General features: G+C 70.5%; 15 protein-coding genes and 1 pseudogene. 8 read left to right on the forward strand and 8 right to left on the reverse strand.

Features of this window, described 5'->3' with window-relative positions; translation table 11 throughout:
- Positions 1-89 precede the first annotated feature (89 nt).
- The 3 genes from CRP56_RS19300 to CRP56_RS19310 all read left to right on the forward strand — a co-directional run bounded on the left by CRP56_RS19300 (position 90) and on the right by CRP56_RS19310 (position 3,144).
- A complete protein-coding gene (locus CRP56_RS19300; protein ID WP_059195829.1) occupies positions 90-665 on the forward strand; it encodes a TerD family protein in 576 nt (191 codons plus the stop codon).
- Between the two features lie 72 nt (positions 666-737).
- Complete coding sequence (locus CRP56_RS19305) at positions 738-1,268, forward strand: GNAT family N-acetyltransferase (RefSeq protein WP_097265703.1); 531 nt, start codon at positions 738-740, stop codon at positions 1,266-1,268.
- 328 nt (positions 1,269-1,596) lie between these two features.
- On the forward strand, positions 1,597-3,144 hold the full coding sequence (locus tag CRP56_RS19310) for a M4 family metallopeptidase (protein ID WP_097274243.1): 1,548 nt from the start codon (positions 1,597-1,599) through the stop codon (positions 3,142-3,144).
- 179 nt (positions 3,145-3,323) lie between these two features.
- On the opposite strand, the gene CRP56_RS19315 is transcribed toward CRP56_RS19310, so the two are convergent.
- From CRP56_RS19315 to CRP56_RS19325, 3 genes and pseudogenes are all read right to left on the reverse strand, one after another.
- The gene (locus CRP56_RS19315) at positions 3,324-3,797 is read right to left on the reverse strand and encodes an NUDIX domain-containing protein (RefSeq protein ID WP_097265705.1); all 474 of its coding nucleotides are present in this window, start codon (positions 3,795-3,797) and stop codon (positions 3,324-3,326) included.
- Between the two features lie 2 nt (positions 3,798-3,799).
- Positions 3,800-4,231, reverse strand: a pseudogene (locus tag CRP56_RS19320) (DUF5919 domain-containing protein); the annotation flags it as partial.
- Between the two features lie 387 nt (positions 4,232-4,618).
- Positions 4,619-6,010, reverse strand: a complete 1,392-nt coding sequence (locus CRP56_RS19325) for a M1 family metallopeptidase (RefSeq protein ID WP_097265707.1) — start codon at positions 6,008-6,010, stop codon at positions 4,619-4,621.
- Positions 6,011-6,069: 59 nt separating this feature from the next.
- Here CRP56_RS19325 and CRP56_RS19330 point away from each other — a divergent pair, with 59 nt between their 5' ends.
- Positions 6,070-6,570, forward strand: coding sequence for a hypothetical protein (locus CRP56_RS19330; RefSeq protein WP_097265709.1), 501 nt, complete (start codon positions 6,070-6,072; stop codon positions 6,568-6,570).
- 102 nt (positions 6,571-6,672) lie between these two features.
- Here CRP56_RS19330 and CRP56_RS19335 read toward each other — a convergent pair whose 3' ends face one another.
- Positions 6,673-7,350, reverse strand: a complete 678-nt coding sequence (locus tag CRP56_RS19335; RefSeq protein ID WP_097265711.1) for a pentapeptide repeat-containing protein — start codon at positions 7,348-7,350, stop codon at positions 6,673-6,675.
- A gap of 134 nt (positions 7,351-7,484) precedes the next feature.
- Between CRP56_RS19335 and CRP56_RS19340 the strand changes: the two genes are divergently transcribed.
- Genes CRP56_RS19340 through CRP56_RS19350 form a run of 3 tightly spaced genes read left to right on the forward strand, consistent with a single transcriptional unit; the run spans position 7,485 to position 11,230 of the window.
- Positions 7,485-8,651, forward strand: a complete 1,167-nt coding sequence (locus tag CRP56_RS19340; RefSeq protein ID WP_097265713.1) for an NAD(P)-binding protein — start codon at positions 7,485-7,487, stop codon at positions 8,649-8,651.
- A 45-nt stretch (positions 8,652-8,696) separates the two neighbouring features.
- Positions 8,697-9,677: a zinc-binding dehydrogenase gene (locus tag CRP56_RS19345; protein WP_097265715.1), complete on the forward strand. Its 981-nt coding sequence runs from the start codon at positions 8,697-8,699 to the stop codon at positions 9,675-9,677.
- Positions 9,678-9,736: 59 nt separating this feature from the next.
- Positions 9,737-11,230: an MFS transporter gene (locus CRP56_RS19350; protein WP_257040830.1), complete on the forward strand. Its 1,494-nt coding sequence runs from the start codon at positions 9,737-9,739 to the stop codon at positions 11,228-11,230.
- 52 nt (positions 11,231-11,282) lie between these two features.
- Here CRP56_RS19350 and CRP56_RS19355 read toward each other — a convergent pair whose 3' ends face one another.
- The 3 genes from CRP56_RS19355 to CRP56_RS19365 form a co-directional block, all read right to left on the reverse strand.
- Positions 11,283-14,435: a Tat pathway signal protein gene (locus CRP56_RS19355; protein WP_257040831.1), complete on the reverse strand. Its 3,153-nt coding sequence runs from the start codon at positions 14,433-14,435 to the stop codon at positions 11,283-11,285.
- A 204-nt stretch (positions 14,436-14,639) separates the two neighbouring features.
- Entirely contained in the window at positions 14,640-16,046 is a 1,407-nt protein-coding gene (locus CRP56_RS19360; protein ID WP_179851062.1) for an NAD(P)/FAD-dependent oxidoreductase, read from the reverse strand.
- A 9-nt stretch (positions 16,047-16,055) separates the two neighbouring features.
- A complete protein-coding gene (locus CRP56_RS19365) occupies positions 16,056-16,709 on the reverse strand; it encodes a rhomboid-like protein (protein ID WP_097265721.1) in 654 nt (217 codons plus the stop codon).
- Between the two features lie 6 nt (positions 16,710-16,715).
- Between CRP56_RS19365 and CRP56_RS19370 the strand changes: the two genes are divergently transcribed.
- Positions 16,716-17,624, forward strand: coding sequence for an aminoglycoside phosphotransferase family protein (locus CRP56_RS19370; RefSeq protein WP_373559759.1), 909 nt, complete (start codon positions 16,716-16,718; stop codon positions 17,622-17,624).
- Between the two features lie 22 nt (positions 17,625-17,646).
- Here the strand turns inward: CRP56_RS19370 and CRP56_RS19375 are convergent, their stop codons facing one another.
- Positions 17,647-18,456, reverse strand: coding sequence for an alpha/beta fold hydrolase (locus tag CRP56_RS19375; protein WP_097265723.1), 810 nt, complete (start codon positions 18,454-18,456; stop codon positions 17,647-17,649).
- Between the last annotated feature and the right edge of the window lie 30 nt (positions 18,457-18,486).

An 18,486-nucleotide genomic window follows, 5' to 3' on the forward strand; every position in this document is an offset into this window, starting at 1 on the left:
CACCTGGAACCTTCGCCACCCCTCTTGGCGTTCATAGGGGTAGCTGTAGCTTCGAGCCGTACATAACACGAGGGAAAGGACTCCCAACCATGGCTGTAAGCCTGTCCAAGGGTGGCAACGTCTCGCTCACCAAGGAGGCTCCGGGCCTGACCGCCGTCACCGTGGGCCTCGGCTGGGACGTCCGCACGACCACCGGTACGGACTTCGACCTCGACGCCTCGGCGATCGCGGTCAACACGCAGGGCAAGGTCTACTCCGACGCCCACTTCGTGTTCTTCAACAACAAGCAGACCCCGGACAACACCATCGTCCACACCGGTGACAACCGCACCGGCGAGGGCGCGGGCGACGACGAGGCGATCAACGTCAACCTGGCCGGTCTGCCGGCCGACATCGACAAGATCGTCTTCCCGGTCTCGATCTACGACGCGGAGAACCGCTCGCAGAACTTCGGCCAGGTCCGCAACGCCTACATCCGCATCGTCAACCAGGCCGGCGGCGCCGAGATCGCGCGCTACGACCTGTCGGAGGACGCGGCCACCGAGACCGCCATGGTCTTCGGCGAGCTGTACCGCAACGGCGCGGAGTGGAAGTTCCGCGCCGTGGGCCAGGGCTACGCCTCGGGCCTGGTCGGGATCGCGCAGGACTTCGGCGTCAACGTCTGACGTTCGTCGGGTCGCAGCGGAACCCCCGGCTTCGGCCGGGGGTTCCCGCTTGTCCGGGGGTAGCGTCGGCGCGTGCGTCTCGAATCGCTTCCTCTGACGACCGATCACGACATTCCGGCCTCCCTGCTCACCGAACTCACCGCGCTCTACGCCTCCAACCGTGAGTTCCACGCCCTCAGCGGCGACTTCCCCGACCCGGACGACATCCGTCCCGAGCAGGTGGCCGCCGCGCTGGCCGACGAGTTGGCCAACCCGGAGGTCGAGGTGCTGCTCGCCCGGAGCGAGGGGCGGGTGGTGGGGGTGGTGATCACTCTTGCCCGTCATCCCGATCCCGACGATCCCGACCCGTGGATCGGGCTGCTGATGATCGACGCCGCCGCGCATCGGCGGGGGTACGGCAAGCAGCTCGCCGGTCTTGTCGAGGAGCGGTTCCGCGCGGGCGGTCGTAGCGCCGTACGGCTCGCCGTTCTCGACAACAACCCCAAGGCGCTCGTCTTCTGGACCGCCCTCGGCTTCGAGGTCATCGGGCACCGGGCCGACCTTCGGCTCGGCCTCCCTTGTGCCGTGCTGCGCAAGGTGCTGGGTGGCGCACGGCAGGAGTGACAGTTTCGGTGCCAACTCCGCTTGAACAAGCGGAGAGTTGACCATGAGCCGTGCGTCCGCATAGCGGATTTCGGCTACTGACTTTCGGACAAGAACACGTAAAGTCTTGACGGCGACCTGTCAAACAGGCCCTTTCCGGTGTCACCCTCTCCTCGCTCGCCGCAACTCTGTGCCCCACCTGTGCCAGTCATGTGCCTCGCCTGTGCCTCGACACCCTTGAGGCCGGCCCGAAGGAGACCGAGTGAGACTGCAGTCCCGCACCCCCAGCGCCTCCCGCACTCCCCGTACGACCACCCTGCGTGCCGCCGCCCTCATCGGCTCGGCGGCGATGGTCGTACTCGCGCTGCAGAACGGTGCCGCCACCGCCGCCACCGAGTCCGTCAGCGGCGCGAGTGCCCTCCCGCTCAGCGCCTCGGCCCGGGCCGAGGCGCTCAGGTCGGCGCAGGACGCGGCCGGTTCGACCGCCGCCGAGCTCGGGCTCGGCGCCCAGGAGACACTCGTCGTCCGGGACGTCGTCAAGGACGCCGATGGCACCGTCCACACCCGCTACGAGCGCACCTACGCCGGACTGCCCGTCCTGGGCGGCGACCTGGTCACCCACGTGGCGAAGAGCGGCGCGCTCAAGGGCGTCAGCAAGGCGACCGGCGCGCGGATAGCCGTCGCGTCGACGGACGCACGGATATCCGCCGCCGCTGCCAAGAAGGCGGCCCTCGCCGACGCCGGATCCGGAAGCGCCTCCGCCCGCAAGGTGGTCTGGGCCGTCGGCGCCAAGCCCGTCCTCGCCTACGAGTCCGTCGTCAAGGGGCTCCAGCACGACGGCACCCCCAGCGAGCTGCACGTCATCACCGACGCCACCACCGGCAAGAAGATCTACGAGTACCAGGGCATCGACACCGGCACGGGGACCAGCGAGTACAGCGGGACCGTGACCCTGGGCACCACCGCCTCGGCCTCCGGCGGGTTCGACCTCGTCGACTCCGGGCGCGGTGGGCACAAGACGTACGACCTCAACGGGGGTACGTCGGGGACCGGCACCCTCTTCCACGACGCCGACGACGCCTGGGGCGACGGCACCCCGGCCAACCGGCAGACCGCCGCCGTCGACGCGGCCTACGGTGCCGCCGTCACCTGGGACTTCTACAAGTCCGCCTTCAACCGCAACGGCATCGCCGGTGACGGCAAGGCCGCCTACTCGCGGGTGCACTACGGCAACGCGTACGTCAACGCCTTCTGGAACGACAGCTGCTTCTGCATGACGTACGGCGACGGCTCGGGCAACTCGCACCCGCTGACCTCGCTCGATGTCGCGGGGCACGAGATGAGCCATGGGTTGACGGCGGCCACGGCCGGGCTGAAGTACAGCCGCGAGTCGGGCGGGCTCAACGAGGCCACCTCCGACATCTTCGGCACCTCCGTGGAGTTCTTCGCCAACAACTCCGCCGATGTCGGTGACTACCTCATCGGCGAGAAGATCGACATCAACGGCGACGGCACGCCGCTGCGGTACATGGACAAGCCCAGCAAGGACGGCGGCTCGGCCGACTACTGGTCGCGCACGGTCGGCCGGCTCGACGTGCACTACTCGTCCGGTGTCGCCAACCACTTCTTCTATCTGCTGAGCGAGGGCAGCGGCGCGAAGACGATCAACGGCGTGAGCTACAACTCACCCACGTACGACGGCTCCACGGTCACCGGCATCGGCCGCGCCAAGGCCTACCGGATCTGGTACAAGGCCCTGACGACGTACTTCACCTCCTCGACCGACTACGCGGGCGCCCGCACCGGCACCCTGAAGGCGGCGAGCGACCTGTACGGCGCGGGCAGCGCCGAGTACAACGCGGTGGCGGCGGCCTGGAAGGCCGTCAACGTCCAGTAGCCGTACGGCCCTCGCGGGCACACCCAGGCCGTCCGCCTCGGCATCTCACGTATCCGGATGTGGGTGTTGTTGCCGATGCGGGCGGCCGCCGGGCCGGCGCAGACTGTGCGGGGTGCGACCGTGCGTCGGTGCCCGTGGTTGTGCGGGATTGTTGCTGTCAGCTACTGGCGTCAGTCGGTTCAGCCCAGGTACGGCTTCTCGCGGTGTTCCAAGAAGTGCTGGAGCCTGAGCCGTTGGGTGTGGTGCATCGGCAACTGCTTGATTTCTTCGGGCGGTACAAACCGGAGTTCCGTGGACTCGTCGGAGATCTCCAGCTGATAGCCACTGGTGATGCGGGCGGTGAAGCAGACATTGAACTGGCGGCGCACCTCGCCGTCGGTGTAGGCGATGATGTGCTTCGGATCGGTGTAGGTACCGACCAGGCCGGTGATCTCGACGTCGAGGCCGGTCTCTTCCTTGACTTCGCGGACGGCTGTGCCTGGCAGGGAGTCGGTGAGGTCCATGCCGCCGCCGGGCAGCGCCCACAGGTCGTTGTCGCGGCGGCGCTGGAGGAGGATACGGCCGTGGTCGTCGGTGACGACGGCGGAGGCGGCGACGACCATGCTGTTCGGCTTGGGCGCGTTCGGGTCGTCGTAGTACTCGGTGCGGGCCACGGTCAGCCTTCCTCTCGTACGGGGGTTGCCGTCGCCCACACGGCGTCGAAGCTCTCGGCGTAGGTGTCGAACATGCCGCTCTCCTCGTGTCGGCGAAGATGCCACACGGGGGCGGCGTAGGCATTGACACCCCAGACGTGTGCATTGACGAGTTGCTGGTCGTCGGCGCGGTAGAGGGAGTTGTAGAGCGTGGTGCTGTGGGTGCGGACTTCGATGCCGGGGGTGTCGGCGAGGGGCCTGTAGTGCATGAGTGCGAGGCGGCAGCGGGATTCGATGCCGTGGCCGAACCGCTCCTCGCGGCCGCGGGCTTGGACGTTGTCGCTGTCGGCGTCCCCGATCGCGACGCGGATCGTGCAACCTTCGTTGGCGCGTTCGGTGAGGAGTTCGTTCAGTCGCGGCTATGCCTCGTGGAGGAAGACGGCCGCGTAAACGACCGATATTTATCTAGACATTGAATTGGCTTGCGTCGACCAAGTCAAAAATAGCCATAGCCTCGAACTGGAAGCGCTCAAGGTCATCAAATGAACGCGGAAAACCTGGCCTGCGGGTAAGGAATTCAACCGTTGCACCATTGACGGAATCCTCCTCCTCCAAATCCAGTGAGACGACGGCAACGAGGCGGTCCGATGACTCCGGTTCGCGAGCTGCCCGAAGTCCAGCGAGAGCACCACCCAGCAGATAGGAGGTCTCGCAATTCCACTGGAAGTTCAGTCTCGGCAAGACTGATGGACTTCAGTACCTCCAGTAGAGGCTTCATGTGGGCATTTGATTTCACGGCGCCACCATTCCGAAGTATTGATACGCCTTGCAGGCCGGCGCGGCTACGGCTGCGCCGGCTTGCCCTCTCCGTACAGCCACTCGTCCCAGATCGCGTCGAAGTCCTCGTCGGGCGCCTGCTGTTCGACATAGGCCGTGAAGTCGTCGGTGTCGGCGTTGCCGTGCCGGTGCCCGGCCGTCCAGCCCTGGACGATGTCGTAGAAGGCGTCGTCCCCGACCTGCTGCCGGATCTTGTGGATGACCATCGCGCCGCGCTGGTAGACGGGGTCGTCGGAGATGTGCGCGCCGCTCGGGGGCTCGGCCGGCGGGAAGGCCCACAGGTCCGGGTACTCGTCCTCGCCTTCCTCGTACAGCGCGTCGAAGGTGTCCTGGGCGCTGTCGCCGCCCTCGTCCTCCTCCCACAGCCATTCCGCGTAGGTCGCGAACCCCTCGTTGAGCCACATGTCCCGCCAGCTCTTCGGCGTGACGGAGTCGCCGAACCACTGGTGGGCGAGCTCGTGGACGAGGAGCCCGGTGTCGGGGGTGCCCGGGAAGAAGGGCCGGTTCTGGGTCTCCAGCGCGTACTCGGCGTCGTCCTCGCCGCCGACGATCGCACCGGTGGAGGAGAAGGGGTACGGCCCGAAGTTGGTCTCCGCCCAGTCCATGACCTCGGACAGCCGGTTCAGCGCCTTCGCGCTCTCGCCCTCCTGGACGGCGGTGTAGACGGGCACGCCCCCGGCGGTGGACCGGCGGATGTCGTAGGCGCCGATGGCCAGGGTGGCGACATAGCTCGCCATGGGCTCGGCGGCGTGCCAGGCGAAGGTGGTACGCCCGTCGTGGGTCTCCTTGCCGCGCAACTCCCCGTTGGAGACCGCCTCCAGGCCCTTCGGGACGGTGACCGTGATGTCGTACGACGCCTTGTCCGAGGGATGGTGGTTGCCGGGGAACCATGTCATCGAGCCGACCGGCTCGCCCAGGGCCACGGCTCCGTCGGCGGTGCGCAGCCAGCCCTCGTGGGAGCCGTCGGCGTCGGTGAGGGTGCGCGGGGTGCCGGAGTAGCGGACCTCGGCCTCGAAGGTCTCGCCGTCGTCGAGGTCGTCGTGGGGGCGGACGGTCAGTTCCTGGCCGGTGCGGTTGAAGCGGGCGGGCTTGCCCTCGACGGTGACGTTCTCGACGTCCAGGCCCTTCAGGTCCAGGTTGAAAGCGGACAGGTCCTGGGTGGCCCGGGCGGTGAGGGCGGCGGTGCCGGAGAGCTGGTCCGTGCCGGGGTCGTAGGACAGCCGCAGGTCGTAGTGGCCGACGTCGTAGCCGCCGTTGCCCGCCTTGGGGAAGTACAGGTCCCGGACCCCTGCCCCGCCCGGGGTGCCCTGCACGCCGCCACCGCCGCCGCTGCACGCCGTGAGGGCGAGGACGAGGGCGGCGGCACAGGCCGGGGCAAGGGGCGCGGATCTGGACATGTCAGCGATCCTATGGCGCGCCGAGGTCCCGGCCCGGGCGGCGTGACACCATCACGTACGTGCTCGACATCGGCTACGCCCTCTCCAACCGCTTCCCCGACCCGCCCCAGACGGACTACCGCCGTGTGGACGTCCGCACGCTGCGGCACGACCTGTTCTGCGGGGACGTCTATCTCGCCGACACCAAGGCGGACCGGGAGCTGTCCACAGCCTGGGGATGGGTGCCGGTGCTCGACTTCGCGTGGGCGCTGTGCGACATCGTGGAACGCCTCGACCGCGATCCGGCCGGCTCCCGCGCGTCCCGCCCCCAGCACGCCGAGCTCGACTTCACCGAGTCCACCGACCGCATGCTCTTCGAGCGCCGCTTCGGCTGGGTGGACATCGAGTCGGACTGGATGCCGGCCGAGGAACCCCCGCTGACCTTCTCGCACGCCGAACTCCGCCGTGAGGCCCGCGACTTCCTGCACGACCTCATCGCCGACCTGGTGGACCTCCACGAGGACCTGGGCGAGAACCCGGCGATCTGGAGCCTGCAGGCGATGTTTCCTCGGGTGAGCTAGGGCCTGGCCAGAGGATCAGCACATCGGGAGCCGGGGAGCTCAGAAGCTCCCCGGCTCGGGGGGCGGGGAGCTCGGGGGCGGGGAGCTCAGAAGCTCCCCCCGTCAGCCCTCCACCCGGACGCCCATCTGGGCCGCCAACACCGGTGCCAGGTCCATCAGTTGAGCCGTGCTGATCACCGATCCCGCCAACCGCTCCACGCCTCGCACGATGTCCAGTTCGACCGCGCCCCGCAGGTCGACGTCGGTCAGGGTCGCCGCGGTCAGGTCGGCGCGTTTGAGGGCGCAGTCGATGAACTCGACGCGTTCCAGGTGGGCGCCTCCGAAGTCCGGTTCCACCAGGACGCAGCCTTCGAAGACGACGTCTCTGAGCCGGGCCGTGCGCAGGTTCAGGTAGTCGATCTTGCCGCCGCGGATCACCACCCGCTCCAGTACCGCCCCGTGCACCTGCACGCCGCCCAGCCGGGCGTCCACCAGCTCGACGTCCCGCAGGGTCGCGTCGGACAGGTCGGTGCCGACGCCCCGTACGCCGGTGAGCACCGAGTCCAGGACGCGCGCGTTGCGCAGCCGCGTCTCGTCCAGCGCGCAGCCCGTCAGCGCGCAGTCCATGAAGCGGGCGCCCCCGCCGTCCTGCCCGGCGAGGTCCAGCTCCCGGAACTCCAGCCCGTCGTAGTCCCCGTCCGGCTCCAGCACACCCCCGTCGAACGCCTCCAAGGCCGGCAACCGCACCTCCGGCCGCCGCGCACCCTTCACACCCGTTCCGCCCGCCGCTCTGCTCGCCATCCCCCCATGCTGCACCCCACCACTGACAACACCCCCGGACCTCCAGCCTGACCTGGAAAAACGCCCCTCACGTCACATTTCGGCCCGCGCGGGCGTCATATCCGCGACAGCCCACCCCACCGTGAGGACACCCCATGCACCGCATCACCGTCATCGGCGGCGGCCTGGCCGGACTCACCGCCGCCATCACCGCCGCCGAAGCGGGCGCCAAGGTCACCGTCCACGAGGCCCATCACACCCTCGGCGGGCGGGCGCGGACCGCCGAGGGGCCGTACCGGACCAACGAGGGGCCGCACGCGCTCTACAACGGCGGCCCGCACTGGGCCTGGCTCAGGCAGCGCGATCTCATCGGGCCGCTCGCCCCGATACCGCCCCTGGAGGCGGCCCGGCTGCGGCTGCGGCACAAGGGCGTCCTGCGCCGCACCCCGCCGTTCGCGATGCTGAAGCTGCTGCGCCCCCGGCTGCCGCAGGCCCCCGTCGACACCGACTTCCTGACCTGGGCCACCGGCATCGCCGGTGAGGAGGGCGCCCGCGCCGCCGCCCACTACTCCGCCGTCGCCCTCTTCCACCACGACCCGGGCGCCCTGTCCGCGGCCTTCGTGCAGGAGCGGCTGCGCCGCGCCACCAAGCTGCCGCCCGAGGCGCACTACCCGGTCGGCGGCTGGGCGACCGTCGTCGACCGCATGGCCGCCCGCGCCTGGAATCTGGGGGTGCGGATGGAGACCCTGTCCCGCGTCGACACCCTTCCCACCGACACCCCCGTCGTCGTCGCCACCTCCCTCGACGCCGCCCGCCGCCTCCTCGACGACCCCACGCTGACGTGGACCAGCGGCCGTACCGTCCTCATCGACCTCGCCGTGCGCACCCGGCGCGGTGACGCCTTCGCCGTGTCCGACCTGGACTCCCCCGGCTGGATCGAACGCTTCACGGCGCAGGACCGCACCCTCGCCCCGGCCGGCGAGCAGCTGATCCAGGGGCAGATCCCCGTCGCCCCGCACGAGTCCAAGGCGGACGGCGTCGCCCGCGCCGAGCAGCTTCTCGACCTCGGCTTCGACGGCTGGCGGGACCGCGTCACCTGGCGCGGCGAAGCGCTCGCGAACGGCCGTACCGGCGCCGTCGACCCGCCCGGCACCAGCTGGCGGGACCGTCCCGCCATCGACCGCGGCGACGGCGTCTACCTCGTCGGCGACCAGGTGGCCGCCCCCGGCGTGCTGTCCGAGGTCTCCTTCAACAGCGCCCTCACCGCGGTGTCGTTGGCCCTGGGGTCCGGCCGCGACGCCCTTGACCTGAAGCATGCTTGAGGTTGAAGGCTGGGAGCCGACGCAGCAATCGTCCAGGGAGCTTCCATGCACGCCATCCGCCTGCACGCCTTCGGCCCGGCCGAGAACCTCACCTACGAGCGGACCGAGGACCCCCGCCCCGGCCCGGGCCAGGTCCGTGTCGCCGTACGGGCGGCCGGTGTCCACCTCCTCGACACCGCCCTGCGCGAGGGCGTCCAGGGCCCGCTGCCCGAACTACCCGGCCTGCCCACGATCCCCGGCCGCGAGGTCGCCGGCGTGGTCGAGTCCCTCGGCGAGGGCGTCGCCGGGCTCTGGCTCGGCAAGCGCGTCGTCGCCCACCTCGGGTTCGCGCCCGGCGGTTACGCCGAACTCGCCGTCACCGACGTCGACCGGGTCCACGAGATCCCCGGCAACCTGGACTTCGCCGAGGCCGTCGCCATGATCGGCACGGGCCGTACGACGATGGGCATCCTCCAGTTCGCCGAGCTCGGCCCCGACTCCGTGGCCCTCGTCCCGGCCGCCGCAGGCGGCATCGGCACCCTGCTCGTGCAGTACGCGAAGAACGCCGGCGCGACCGTCGTCGGCCTCGCCGGCGGCCCCGCCAAGACCGCCCGCGTCGAGGCCAACGGCGCCGACCTCGCCGTCGACTACAAGGACCCGGCCTGGCCCGACAAGGTCCGCGCCCACCTGGGCGGCGACAAGGTCACCGTCGTCTTCGACGGGGTCGGCGGCGACATCGCCCGCGAGGCCGTCGCCCTCCTCGCCCCCGGCGGCAAGCACCTGGTGTTCGGCTGGTCCGCCGAAGGCATCCAGGGTGGCGCCCCCTACGTCGTCGACGGCGTCTCCGAGCAGGTCCTCGGCCCCGTGATGATGCGGAAGGCCGGCGGCCCCCACCCCGTACAGACCCTCGAACTCCGCGCCCTCGCCGAGGCCGCCGCGGGCCGTCTCACCCCGGCCGTGCAGCGCTTCCCGCTGACCGAGGCCGCCGCCGCGCACCGGGCGCTGGAGACCCGCGGCACCACCGGAAAGGTCGTCCTCGAACCATGAGCAACCGCAAGACACCCCTCGCAGATGCGATACGTCCCGATTCATGGTCTTCTGGCGGGGTGAGTGTCACCCGAACAGGTGAACCGGATCAGGCCGACCCGCGCCGCTGGTGGGGCCTGGTGATCATCGCTCTCGCCCAGCTGATGGTCGTCCTCGACGCCACCATCGTGAACATCGCCCTCCCCTCCGCACAGGAGGACCTGGGCATGTCCGACGGCAACCGGCAATGGGTGATCACCGCCTACACCCTCGCCTTCGGCGGCCTCCTCCTGCTCGGCGGCCGGATCGCCGACCTCGTCGGCCGCAAACGCACCTTCGTCATCGGCCTCGTCGGCTTCGCCGCCGCCTCCGCGCTCGGCGGCGCCGCCCAGAGCGCCGGCATGCTCTTCGGTGCCCGCGCACTCCAGGGCGTCTTCGCCGCCGTCCTGGCGCCGTCCGCACTGAGCCTGCTGACGACGACCTTCACGGACCCGAAGGAACGCGGCAAGGCCTTCGGCATCTACGGCGCCCTCGCCGGGTCCGGCTCCGCCATCGGCTTCATCGTCGGCGGACTGCTCACCGAGTACCTCGACTGGCGCTGGTGCCTGTACGTCAACGTCCCCATCGCCGTCATCGCCGTCTTCGGCGCCCTCGCCCTCCTGCACGACCGCCCCGGCCACGCGGGCGCCCGCCTCGACGTGCCCGGCGTACTGCTGGGCTGCGGCGGCCTCGTCGCCATCGTCTACGGCTTCAGCGAGGCGGAGCCGCGCGGCTGGAGCGACCCGCTGGTCCTGGGGCTCCTCGCGGGAGGCGTCGTCCTTCTCGCGGTCTTCGTGTGGTGGCAGAACAGGGCCCCCTCTCCCCTGCTCCCCCTGCACATCGTCAAGGACCGCAACCGCGCGGGCTGCTTCCTGACGATGGGCCTGGCCGTCATCGGCATGTTCGGCCTGTTCCTGTTCATGACCTACTACCTCCAGGTCATCCTGGCCTACTCGCCCGTCCAGACCGGCCTGGCCTTCCTGCCCCTCACGGCCGCGATCATCATCGGCTCCACCCAGATCTCGGCCCGTCTGATGGACCGGGTGCCGCCCCGGCTGCTGATGGCTCCCGGCATGGTCCTGGCCGCGGGCGGCATGCTGATCCTGACCCGGATGACGATCCACTCCGACTACGCGACGCAGATCCTGCCCGCGCTGCTCCTCATGGGCCTCGGCATGGGCCTGACCTTCATGCCGGTCTTCGCCACCGCGACGGCGGGCGTCGCCCCGCAGGACTCCGGGGTCACCTCGGCCACCGTCAACACCTCCCAGCAGGTGGGCGGTTCGATCGGCACGGCCCTGCTCAACACGATCGCCACGACCAGCAGCACCGCCTACCTCACGGCCCATCTGACCGGCGGCACCAACCGGGACCTCCTCGCGAAGGAGGCGGTCGTGCACGGCTACACGGTCGCGATCTGGTGGGCGGCGGGGATCATGCTGCTGGCGGGGCTGGTGGCGGCCCTGATGGTGACGACGAAGCCGCCCGGGCGGGAAGCGTCGGCGCAGGCTCCGGTGCCGGAGTCGGTGGCCTAGCGACACAAGGAGGGCGCGGCTCCGGCCGCGCCCTCCTCATCTCAGCCGCTCCTCATTTCGCGACCGCCGCCGTCGCCTTGCTCACCGCCGACCCGTCCTTGTGACCGGTCCGATGCGCGATCACCTTCACCGTGATCTTCTTGCCCTTCTGGGCCGACTTCAGCACCAGAGACGACTTGGTGGCCCCGCTGATCACCTTGCCGTTCGCGTACCACTGGTACGCGAACGAGGTCGGCGTGGGACTCCACGTCCCCTTCGTCGTCTTCAAGGTCCTGCCGACCTTCGCCGTACCACTGATCACCGGCAGTTTCGTCGCCTTGGGCGCATCCCCCTTGGCCACGGTCGACGCGGCCGAGGTCGCCGTGGCACCCTGCCAGCCCTCCTTGACCGCGGTGACCGTCACCGTGATCTTCTTGCCCACCACCGACGCGGGAAGGACGTACGTCTTGCCCGTCGCCCCGGCGATCTCCGTGCCGTTCGCCTTCCACTGGTACGTGTACGACGACGGTGTCGCCGACCAACTCCCCGGCGCCGCGGAGACCTTGGCCCCCACCTTGACCGTGCCGGTCACCTTCGGGGCGGCCGTGTTCTCCAGCTGGGGCTCGGTGACGGTGAAGGTGCCGCGCGGGAATTCACAGCAGCCCGCCAGCACACTCACGTTCCACGTCCCCGGGGCCGCGCCCGTCAGATCGAGGGTCGCGGTCAACGTCCGGTTGTCCGCCGACACCGACTCCGTCGTCGCGTTCAGGGTGGTCCCGCTCCGCGACAGCCGCACCGTGGCACTCGCGGGCAGCGCGGTGCCGGTCACCGTAAGCGTGACCTTGCCACCGGCGACGCCGGTGCCGGGGCTCACCGCGGTGACACTCACCCTGTCAGGGCCGCACAGGGAGGACGTGCAGGTCAGCTTGGCACTGTAGGACGTGCTGGACGCCTTCTCCGGCAGCCCCAGGACGAACACACTCGGACTGGCCGCCGAGGACGAGCCACCCGCCGAGCACTGCCAGCCGGACGGTATGGCCAGCGAACAGCCGTTGTTCCAGGCGCTGTTGTACAAGGCGGGCACGGCCGTCGTGGTGGCCCCGTTGGTGTCGGTGACCGCCAGGTCGAAGCGGTCGAACCCGGCCGTCGGCAGAACCGCGCACACCGCCGTGTGCCCCTCGTCGAGCGCGCCGGTGATCGGCCCGTACCCGTACGACACCGATGGCACCTTGGTGCACTCCGCGGCCGGGCCGTCCGCGGTCGCGATCCGCAAGGCGTCCAGGTGGTACTCGGGCGCCGCCTTCAACGTGGCCGGCGTCTGCACCAGGACCTGGTGGGTGGTGGACCCGGTGACCGCACAGGAACGGTTCCGGAAGGAGCACTCCGCACTGCCGTCACCGCCGAAGACGGCGATGTTGGCCGTCCCGAGCGCGTCCCGCACGTCCACGTGCACGACATCGGTGGCGGCATCGGTGGTGACCTGGTGGCAGTTCAGCGTGCCGGGCTCGCCGTAGGCACCGGTCACGGACGGTCCCCCGACCTTCCCCACGGGGGACTTCGCACAGCCCGCGGCCGACGCGCCGGCGGTCACGTCCCGCCGGGACAGCGCGTAGGTGGCGGCCGTGTCCCGTCCGGTGACCAGCACCGTGTGGGCCTTGCCCGGGGTCAGCGCGCAGACGGTCCAACCGTTCGTCGTGGAGGCAGCACGGTCGCAGACCTTCTTACCGGTGGCGTCCAGCACCGAGAACTTCGCCGGTACCCCGCCGGACGTGGCAACCAGCTGAAAGACCTCGGCCCCTGTGTGCGCGTCGGCGGGAATGCTCAGGCACTGGGAGAAGACACCGCCACCCGTGGTCAGCGTGGCCTTGGCCCCGTCGGCGGAGAAACTGCCCGCCGGCAGGACCGGGCAGTCGCCCGCGGCATCGGTGCGGTGGAAGGCGATCGCATACGCGCCCACGGCATCCGCGCCGGTGTCCTCCGTGTGCACCAGGGCGTGATAGGGCGCCGTGCCCGTCAACGCGCAGTCACCGCTGGCCAGCTGTGCCGCATCGCACTGCGCGGTCCCGTCGCGGTCGACGACCTCCACGTCCACGTCCACCCCGGTGGAGGCGAGCGGCGTGAGCGCGGCGATCCGGGCACCCTGCGGGGCATCCAGCGTCAGGCAGTCGTACTGCCCGATCGCGCTCAGCTCCCCCTTGTACGCACCCATCCCGGCCGCCACGCACCCCGCCTGCGCGGCACGGTCGAGAACGACCAGATCGTCCGGGCCGTTCTCAGCGGCCCGGAAGGGGTAGTCGCCGTCGAGCACCGCCGTGTACGTGCCCGCGCTCGTCAGCCGACACGGATCACTCGCCCGGCAGGCGATCTTTCCGTCGGCGTCGTAGACCATGACCGCGCTCGCGGAGTAGTCGTCCACGGAGTGGACCAGATACCGGCCTGCCTTGTCGGCGGTGAAGACGAAACAGGGATTCGTACCGAAGTCCAGTCCCTCCAGCACCCCGAACGGGCGCACGGACGCGGAACGGCAGCCCTGCGGGTCGGACAGCGACCGCACCTTGACCGCGTACTCGGCCGGATACCCGTTCCCCCCGTACGTGACCTTCGACAGCACCCGATAGGGGCCGTCGCCCGGCAGCACACAACTGCGGGTGTCCTCGTCGTCCGCCGAGACACGCGGGCAGATCCAGGCACCCGTCGCATCGGTGATCCACGCCAGAGTGTCGCCGTACACCTTCGTCCCGTGCGTCAGCCTGACCCGCTCCCCCGGCCTGCCCGCGAACTCCTGGCAGTCGACCTCCAGCTCACCCGCGGAGGTCCGGCTCACCGCCTCCTGGTCCCAGCCCGTACCGACCGCTCCGAAGCACCCGGGCGTGCCCGACCCCAGCGGCACGACCGTGAAGGAGACCTCCTTCTCCGCCCAACCGCCGTTCACCACGCTCAGCGTGTAGTCACCGGCCGCGGGCACCTGGCACTGGCCCTGCTGCGAGAACTGCTCTTCATAGCAGTCCACTTCGGAGCCGTCCGGGGCGGACAGCCGCGCATACGCGTCGGTGTCGTCGAGAGACACCAGGTACAGGCCGGCCGCCGGAGCCGACACCGTGAAACACGCGCTGCCCTCGGCCGGGATCGTGGCCTTGACCACCGCATTCCCCGGGTCGCCGAAGGAAGCGAGCGGCACCGGCCCGCACTCCCCCTCGGCGGCCGAGGCCCGCCCCGTGCCGGTCAACGTCAACAGCGAAGCGAGCAGTGCAACGAGAGCCGCGAAAGCGGCCGCCCGTCTGCGCCCCGCACGCGGACAGGAGTCGCCGAACAAAGAATCCCCCCTGGATCATCGGTCGTTGATGCGATGGTGACACAGGGATACGACAACGCATTCATGAGAATCCCGGAGCGGCCAGAAAGCGTTGTCCCGCCTCTGGCGCCCCACCCCTCAGTGCCGCCCCGCCACCCGGTCCGCGAGGCGTGCCAGCTTCGAGGATCGCGCCGTGTGCGACAGGGCCTCCCGCCGATCAGCCGCCCGATAAGTCGCGTACATCCCCTGCACCCCCAGCCACCGCAACGGCTCCGGCTCCCACTTGCGGACCTTGTGTCCGACCCACGGCAGATCGGTCAGTTCGGTCCGGCCGCCCTGCCCGGAGTCCAGCTGGACCAAGTCGCGCAGGGTCCGGCCCGCGAGGTTCGTCGTGGCGACGCCCGAGCCGACGTACCCCCCGGCCCAGCCGAGACCCGTCGCCCGGTCCAGCGTGACCGTCGCGCACCAGTCGCGCGGCACCCCCAGCACCCCCGACCAGGCGTGCTCGACGGCGACCCCGGCCAGCGACGGGAAGAAGCCGACCAGGATCTCCCGCAGCGCCTCGACGGTCGCCGCCTGTGTCCGTCCGTCGTTGTCCGTCCGCGACCCGAAGCGGTACGGCACCCCGCGCCCGCCCAGCGCGATCCGCCCGTCGGCGGTGCGCTGGGCGTACATGTACGCGTGCGCCATGTCGCCGAGCGCCTCCCGCCCGTCCCAGCCGACCGACGCCCACTGCTCGTCCGTCAGCGGCTCGGTCACCACCATCGACGAGTTCATCGGCAGCCAGGTCCGCCGCTGCCCCTTCAGGCTCGCCGTGAACCCCTCGGTGCAGCGCAGGACGTAGGGGGCGCGGACCGTGCCGTAGGGCGTCACCGCGTGCTTCGGCCGGATCTCCGTCACCGGTGTCGCCTCATGGATGGCCACGCCCAGCGCCTCGACGGCCGCGGCCAGGCCCTTCACCAACTTCACCGGGTGCAGCCGCGCCCCGTGCGGCGTCCACGTCGAACCGACCACGTCCGCCACCCGGATCCGCTCGGCCGTCTCACCGGCGCCGTACAGCTCACGGTCCTTCTCGCCGTACGACAGCTCGTGCGCGTGGAAGTCCTTGAGGCGGGCCAACTGGGCGGGTGTGCGGGCGACTTCGAGTACCCCGCCCTGGTGGATGTCCGCCTCGATGCCCTCCGCCGCCGCGGTCCGCACGACCTCGTCGACGGTGTCGTTCATGGCCCGTTGCAGGCGCACCGCCGCCTCGTGTCCGTGCAGCTTCGCGTAGCGGTCGCGGCCGGCGATGCCGTTGTAGAGCCAGCCGCCGTTGCGGCCGGAGGCGCCGTACCCGCAGAACTTCTGCTCCAGGACGGTGACGCGGAGGAAGGGGGCGGCCTTCTTCAGGTAGTACGCCGTCCACAGACCGGTGTATCCGCCTCCGACGATCACCACGTCCGCCGTGGCGTCCCCGGTCAGCGGCTCCCGCACCGCCGGGAGACCGTCGTCGGCGAACCAGAACGAGATGCCGCCGTTCACGACGGCGGTGGCCGAGCTGCTCATGCCGGGACGTTAACCCTGCGAGACCGCCGCTGTCTCCTTCGGATCTCGTGGTTTTGCACGGCCCCTGACCAGCGGATAGCAGGCGAACCCGATCAACACCGAAGTGAAGTGGCCGAGGTCGGTGAAGGTCCGCCCGGTCACCAGCGGCACCCCGTAGACGATCAGCACGGCGGCGGCGTACGGCGCCCGCCAGGGCACCGGAATCCGGTACGCCAGCACCGCCACCACCCCCGCCAGCGCATAACTCACCCCGACGTCCAGCGTGTTCACCGCCGACTCCGGCGCCATCCCGTGCCGGATCCCCCACAACAGCGCGCCCTCGCTGATCAGCGTCGCCAGCACATGCGCCGCCGCGCACACCGCCAGCCAGCGCGCCGTCCCCAGCCAGCGCTCGGCCGGCGCGTGGATGACGGAGTACAGGACGGCGTACGGCAGCCACCGCCCGCCGTCGATCCACATCGCGCTGGACACCAGCACCCGTACCGGGTTGCTGGACAGTTCACGGATGTTCGTCGAACGCTGCCGCAGGAAATCCGCCTCGAAGTCCGGAGACATGTGGTGCAGCGCCACCGTCGTCACGAACAGGACCGCCAGCCAGATGTACGTGCCGGGCGCGCCGCGCACGTACGTCCACACCCTGTGCAGGCCCCGGGTAATTCCCATGAGCCGATTTACCCACGTCGATACGCTCGACGCGTGATCGACATTCCGGAGCGACTCGCGGCGGCACAGGAGAAGTTCAACGGAGCGGCGGGACGGGCGTTCATCGCGGGACTGCCAGAACAGACCGAGCGCTTCCTCACGGAGTGGGGCCTACGGCCGGACGGCACCGCCATGCACGGCGTCAGCGCCCTCGTCCTGCCCGTCCTGCGCGCCGACGGCACGGGAGCCGTCCTGAAGCTGCAACTCCTCGACGAGGAGAGCGCGGGCGAGCCCGTCGCCCTGCGCTTCTGGGACGGCGACGGCGCGGTACGCCTCCTCGACCACGACGAGGCCACCGGCACCATGCTCCTGGAACGCCTCGACCCCGCCCGCATGCTGTCCCACGTCCCCGACACCCGCGAGGCCGTCCTCGTCATCGCCCGCCTCCTGGCCCACCTGACGGCCTTTCCGGCTCCGGCGGGCATGCGCCGGCTCGGCGACATCGCGCGGGCCATGCTGGAGCGGACGCCCCGGGCGCTGGAGCGGATCGCCGACGAGGAGGCGCGCGCACTGGTCGCCGACTGCGCCGCCACCGTACGAGAGGTCGTCGACGAACCCGGCGACCGCCTCCTCCACTGGGACCTGCACTACGACAACGTCCTCGGCGCCGACCGCGCGGACTGGCTCGCCATCGACCCCAAGCCCCTCGCGGGCGACCCCGGTTTCGACCTGCTGCCCGCGATCGACAACCGCTTCGAGCCCGGCGAGGTCCGCCGACGCTTCGACACGATGACGGACGTCCTGGGCCTGGATCGGGCACGCGCGCGTGCCTGGACGCTCGGGCGGGTGCTGCAGAACTGTCTGTGGGAGATCGAGGACGGCCGGCAGCTGGAGCCGGAACAGCTGGAGATCGCCCGGCGGTTGCGGGACGCCTGAGCCGTCCTCCGCCGGGAGCCGCTCAGGCCGCGAGGAAGTCGATGAGCGCGTCGTTCACCGCGTCGGGCCGCTCCAGATACCCGTAGTGGCCGCAGCCGGGGATCTCGGTGTACCGGGCGCCCGGGATGGCCCGGGCGAGTTCGCGTGACAGATGCGGGCGGACGACGAGGTCGTCCTGGAAGCCGATGACGAGGCAGGGGCGGCTGATCCGGCGGTAGTGCGGCAGGCGGTTCGGGATGACCTCCAGGCCGAGTTGCGCGCGGATCGTCGACGGGTCGGGGGCCGAGAGCTCGAAGATGCCGAGCCAGTCCCGCAGCCCGTCCTCGTAGTTGAGGGTGCGGGGCGAGAGGTTCTGGACGGCCTGCTGGTACGCGGTCACCGAGGGCGGGATCTTGACGCCGCTGTCGGCCAGTTCGATGTCGGCGGCCGACATGGCGGCGATCAGCGCGTCCGCCCGTCCGCAGCTGGCCATCAGCACGGCACGGCTGACGAGGTCGGGGCGGGCGAGGACGAGTTCCTGGGCGATGAGGCCGCCCAGCGAGTGGCCCACGACCCGGCAGGGGCCCGCCCCCAGGCGCTCGATCAGCGCGGCGACGTCCGCGGTCATGTCGGCGAGGGTGAAGCCGACGACGGACGGGCCGGTCGGCGGGATGCCCCGGTTGTCGAGCGTGATCACCCGGTGGCCGGCCGCCCGGAGGGCGGGGACCTGATGGCTGCGCCAGATCCGGCCCGGGCCGCCGGTGCCCGCGAGCATCACGACCGGCTCCTCCCGGTCGGCGGGGCCGTGGTCGTCGTAACTGAGGTCGATCCCGTTGACGTGCGCGATCGGCATCGGCAGGTCCTTCCGCCGTCGGAAATCAGA

Source organism: Streptomyces sp. TLI_55, assembly GCF_900206255.1.
Taxonomy (GTDB): Bacteria; Actinomycetota; Actinomycetes; order Streptomycetales; family Streptomycetaceae; genus Streptomyces; species Streptomyces aquilus.

What these genes read in the sequence shown, in the direction of transcription:
- CRP56_RS19310 (WP_097274243.1), top strand. Translation starts at nt 1,597, where the DNA reads ATGGTCGTACTCGCGCTGCAGAACGGTGCCGCCACCGCCGCCACCGAG.
- CRP56_RS19375 (WP_097265723.1), bottom strand. Translation starts at nt 18,456, where the DNA reads ATGCCGATCGCGCACGTCAACGGGATCGACCTCAGTTACGACGACCAC.
- CRP56_RS19360 (WP_179851062.1), bottom strand. Translation starts at nt 16,046, where the DNA reads ATGAGCAGCTCGGCCACCGCCGTCGTGAACGGCGGCATCTCGTTCTGG.
- CRP56_RS19300 (WP_059195829.1), top strand. Translation starts at nt 90, where the DNA reads ATGGCTGTAAGCCTGTCCAAGGGTGGCAACGTCTCGCTCACCAAGGAG.
- CRP56_RS19365 (WP_097265721.1), bottom strand. Translation starts at nt 16,709, where the DNA reads ATGGGAATTACCCGGGGCCTGCACAGGGTGTGGACGTACGTGCGCGGC.
- CRP56_RS19345 (WP_097265715.1), top strand. Translation starts at nt 8,697, where the DNA reads ATGCACGCCATCCGCCTGCACGCCTTCGGCCCGGCCGAGAACCTCACC.
- CRP56_RS19335 (WP_097265711.1), bottom strand. Translation starts at nt 7,350, where the DNA reads ATGGCGAGCAGAGCGGCGGGCGGAACGGGTGTGAAGGGTGCGCGGCGG.
- CRP56_RS19340 (WP_097265713.1), top strand. Translation starts at nt 7,485, where the DNA reads ATGCACCGCATCACCGTCATCGGCGGCGGCCTGGCCGGACTCACCGCC.
- CRP56_RS19325 (WP_097265707.1), bottom strand. Translation starts at nt 6,010, where the DNA reads ATGTCCAGATCCGCGCCCCTTGCCCCGGCCTGTGCCGCCGCCCTCGTC.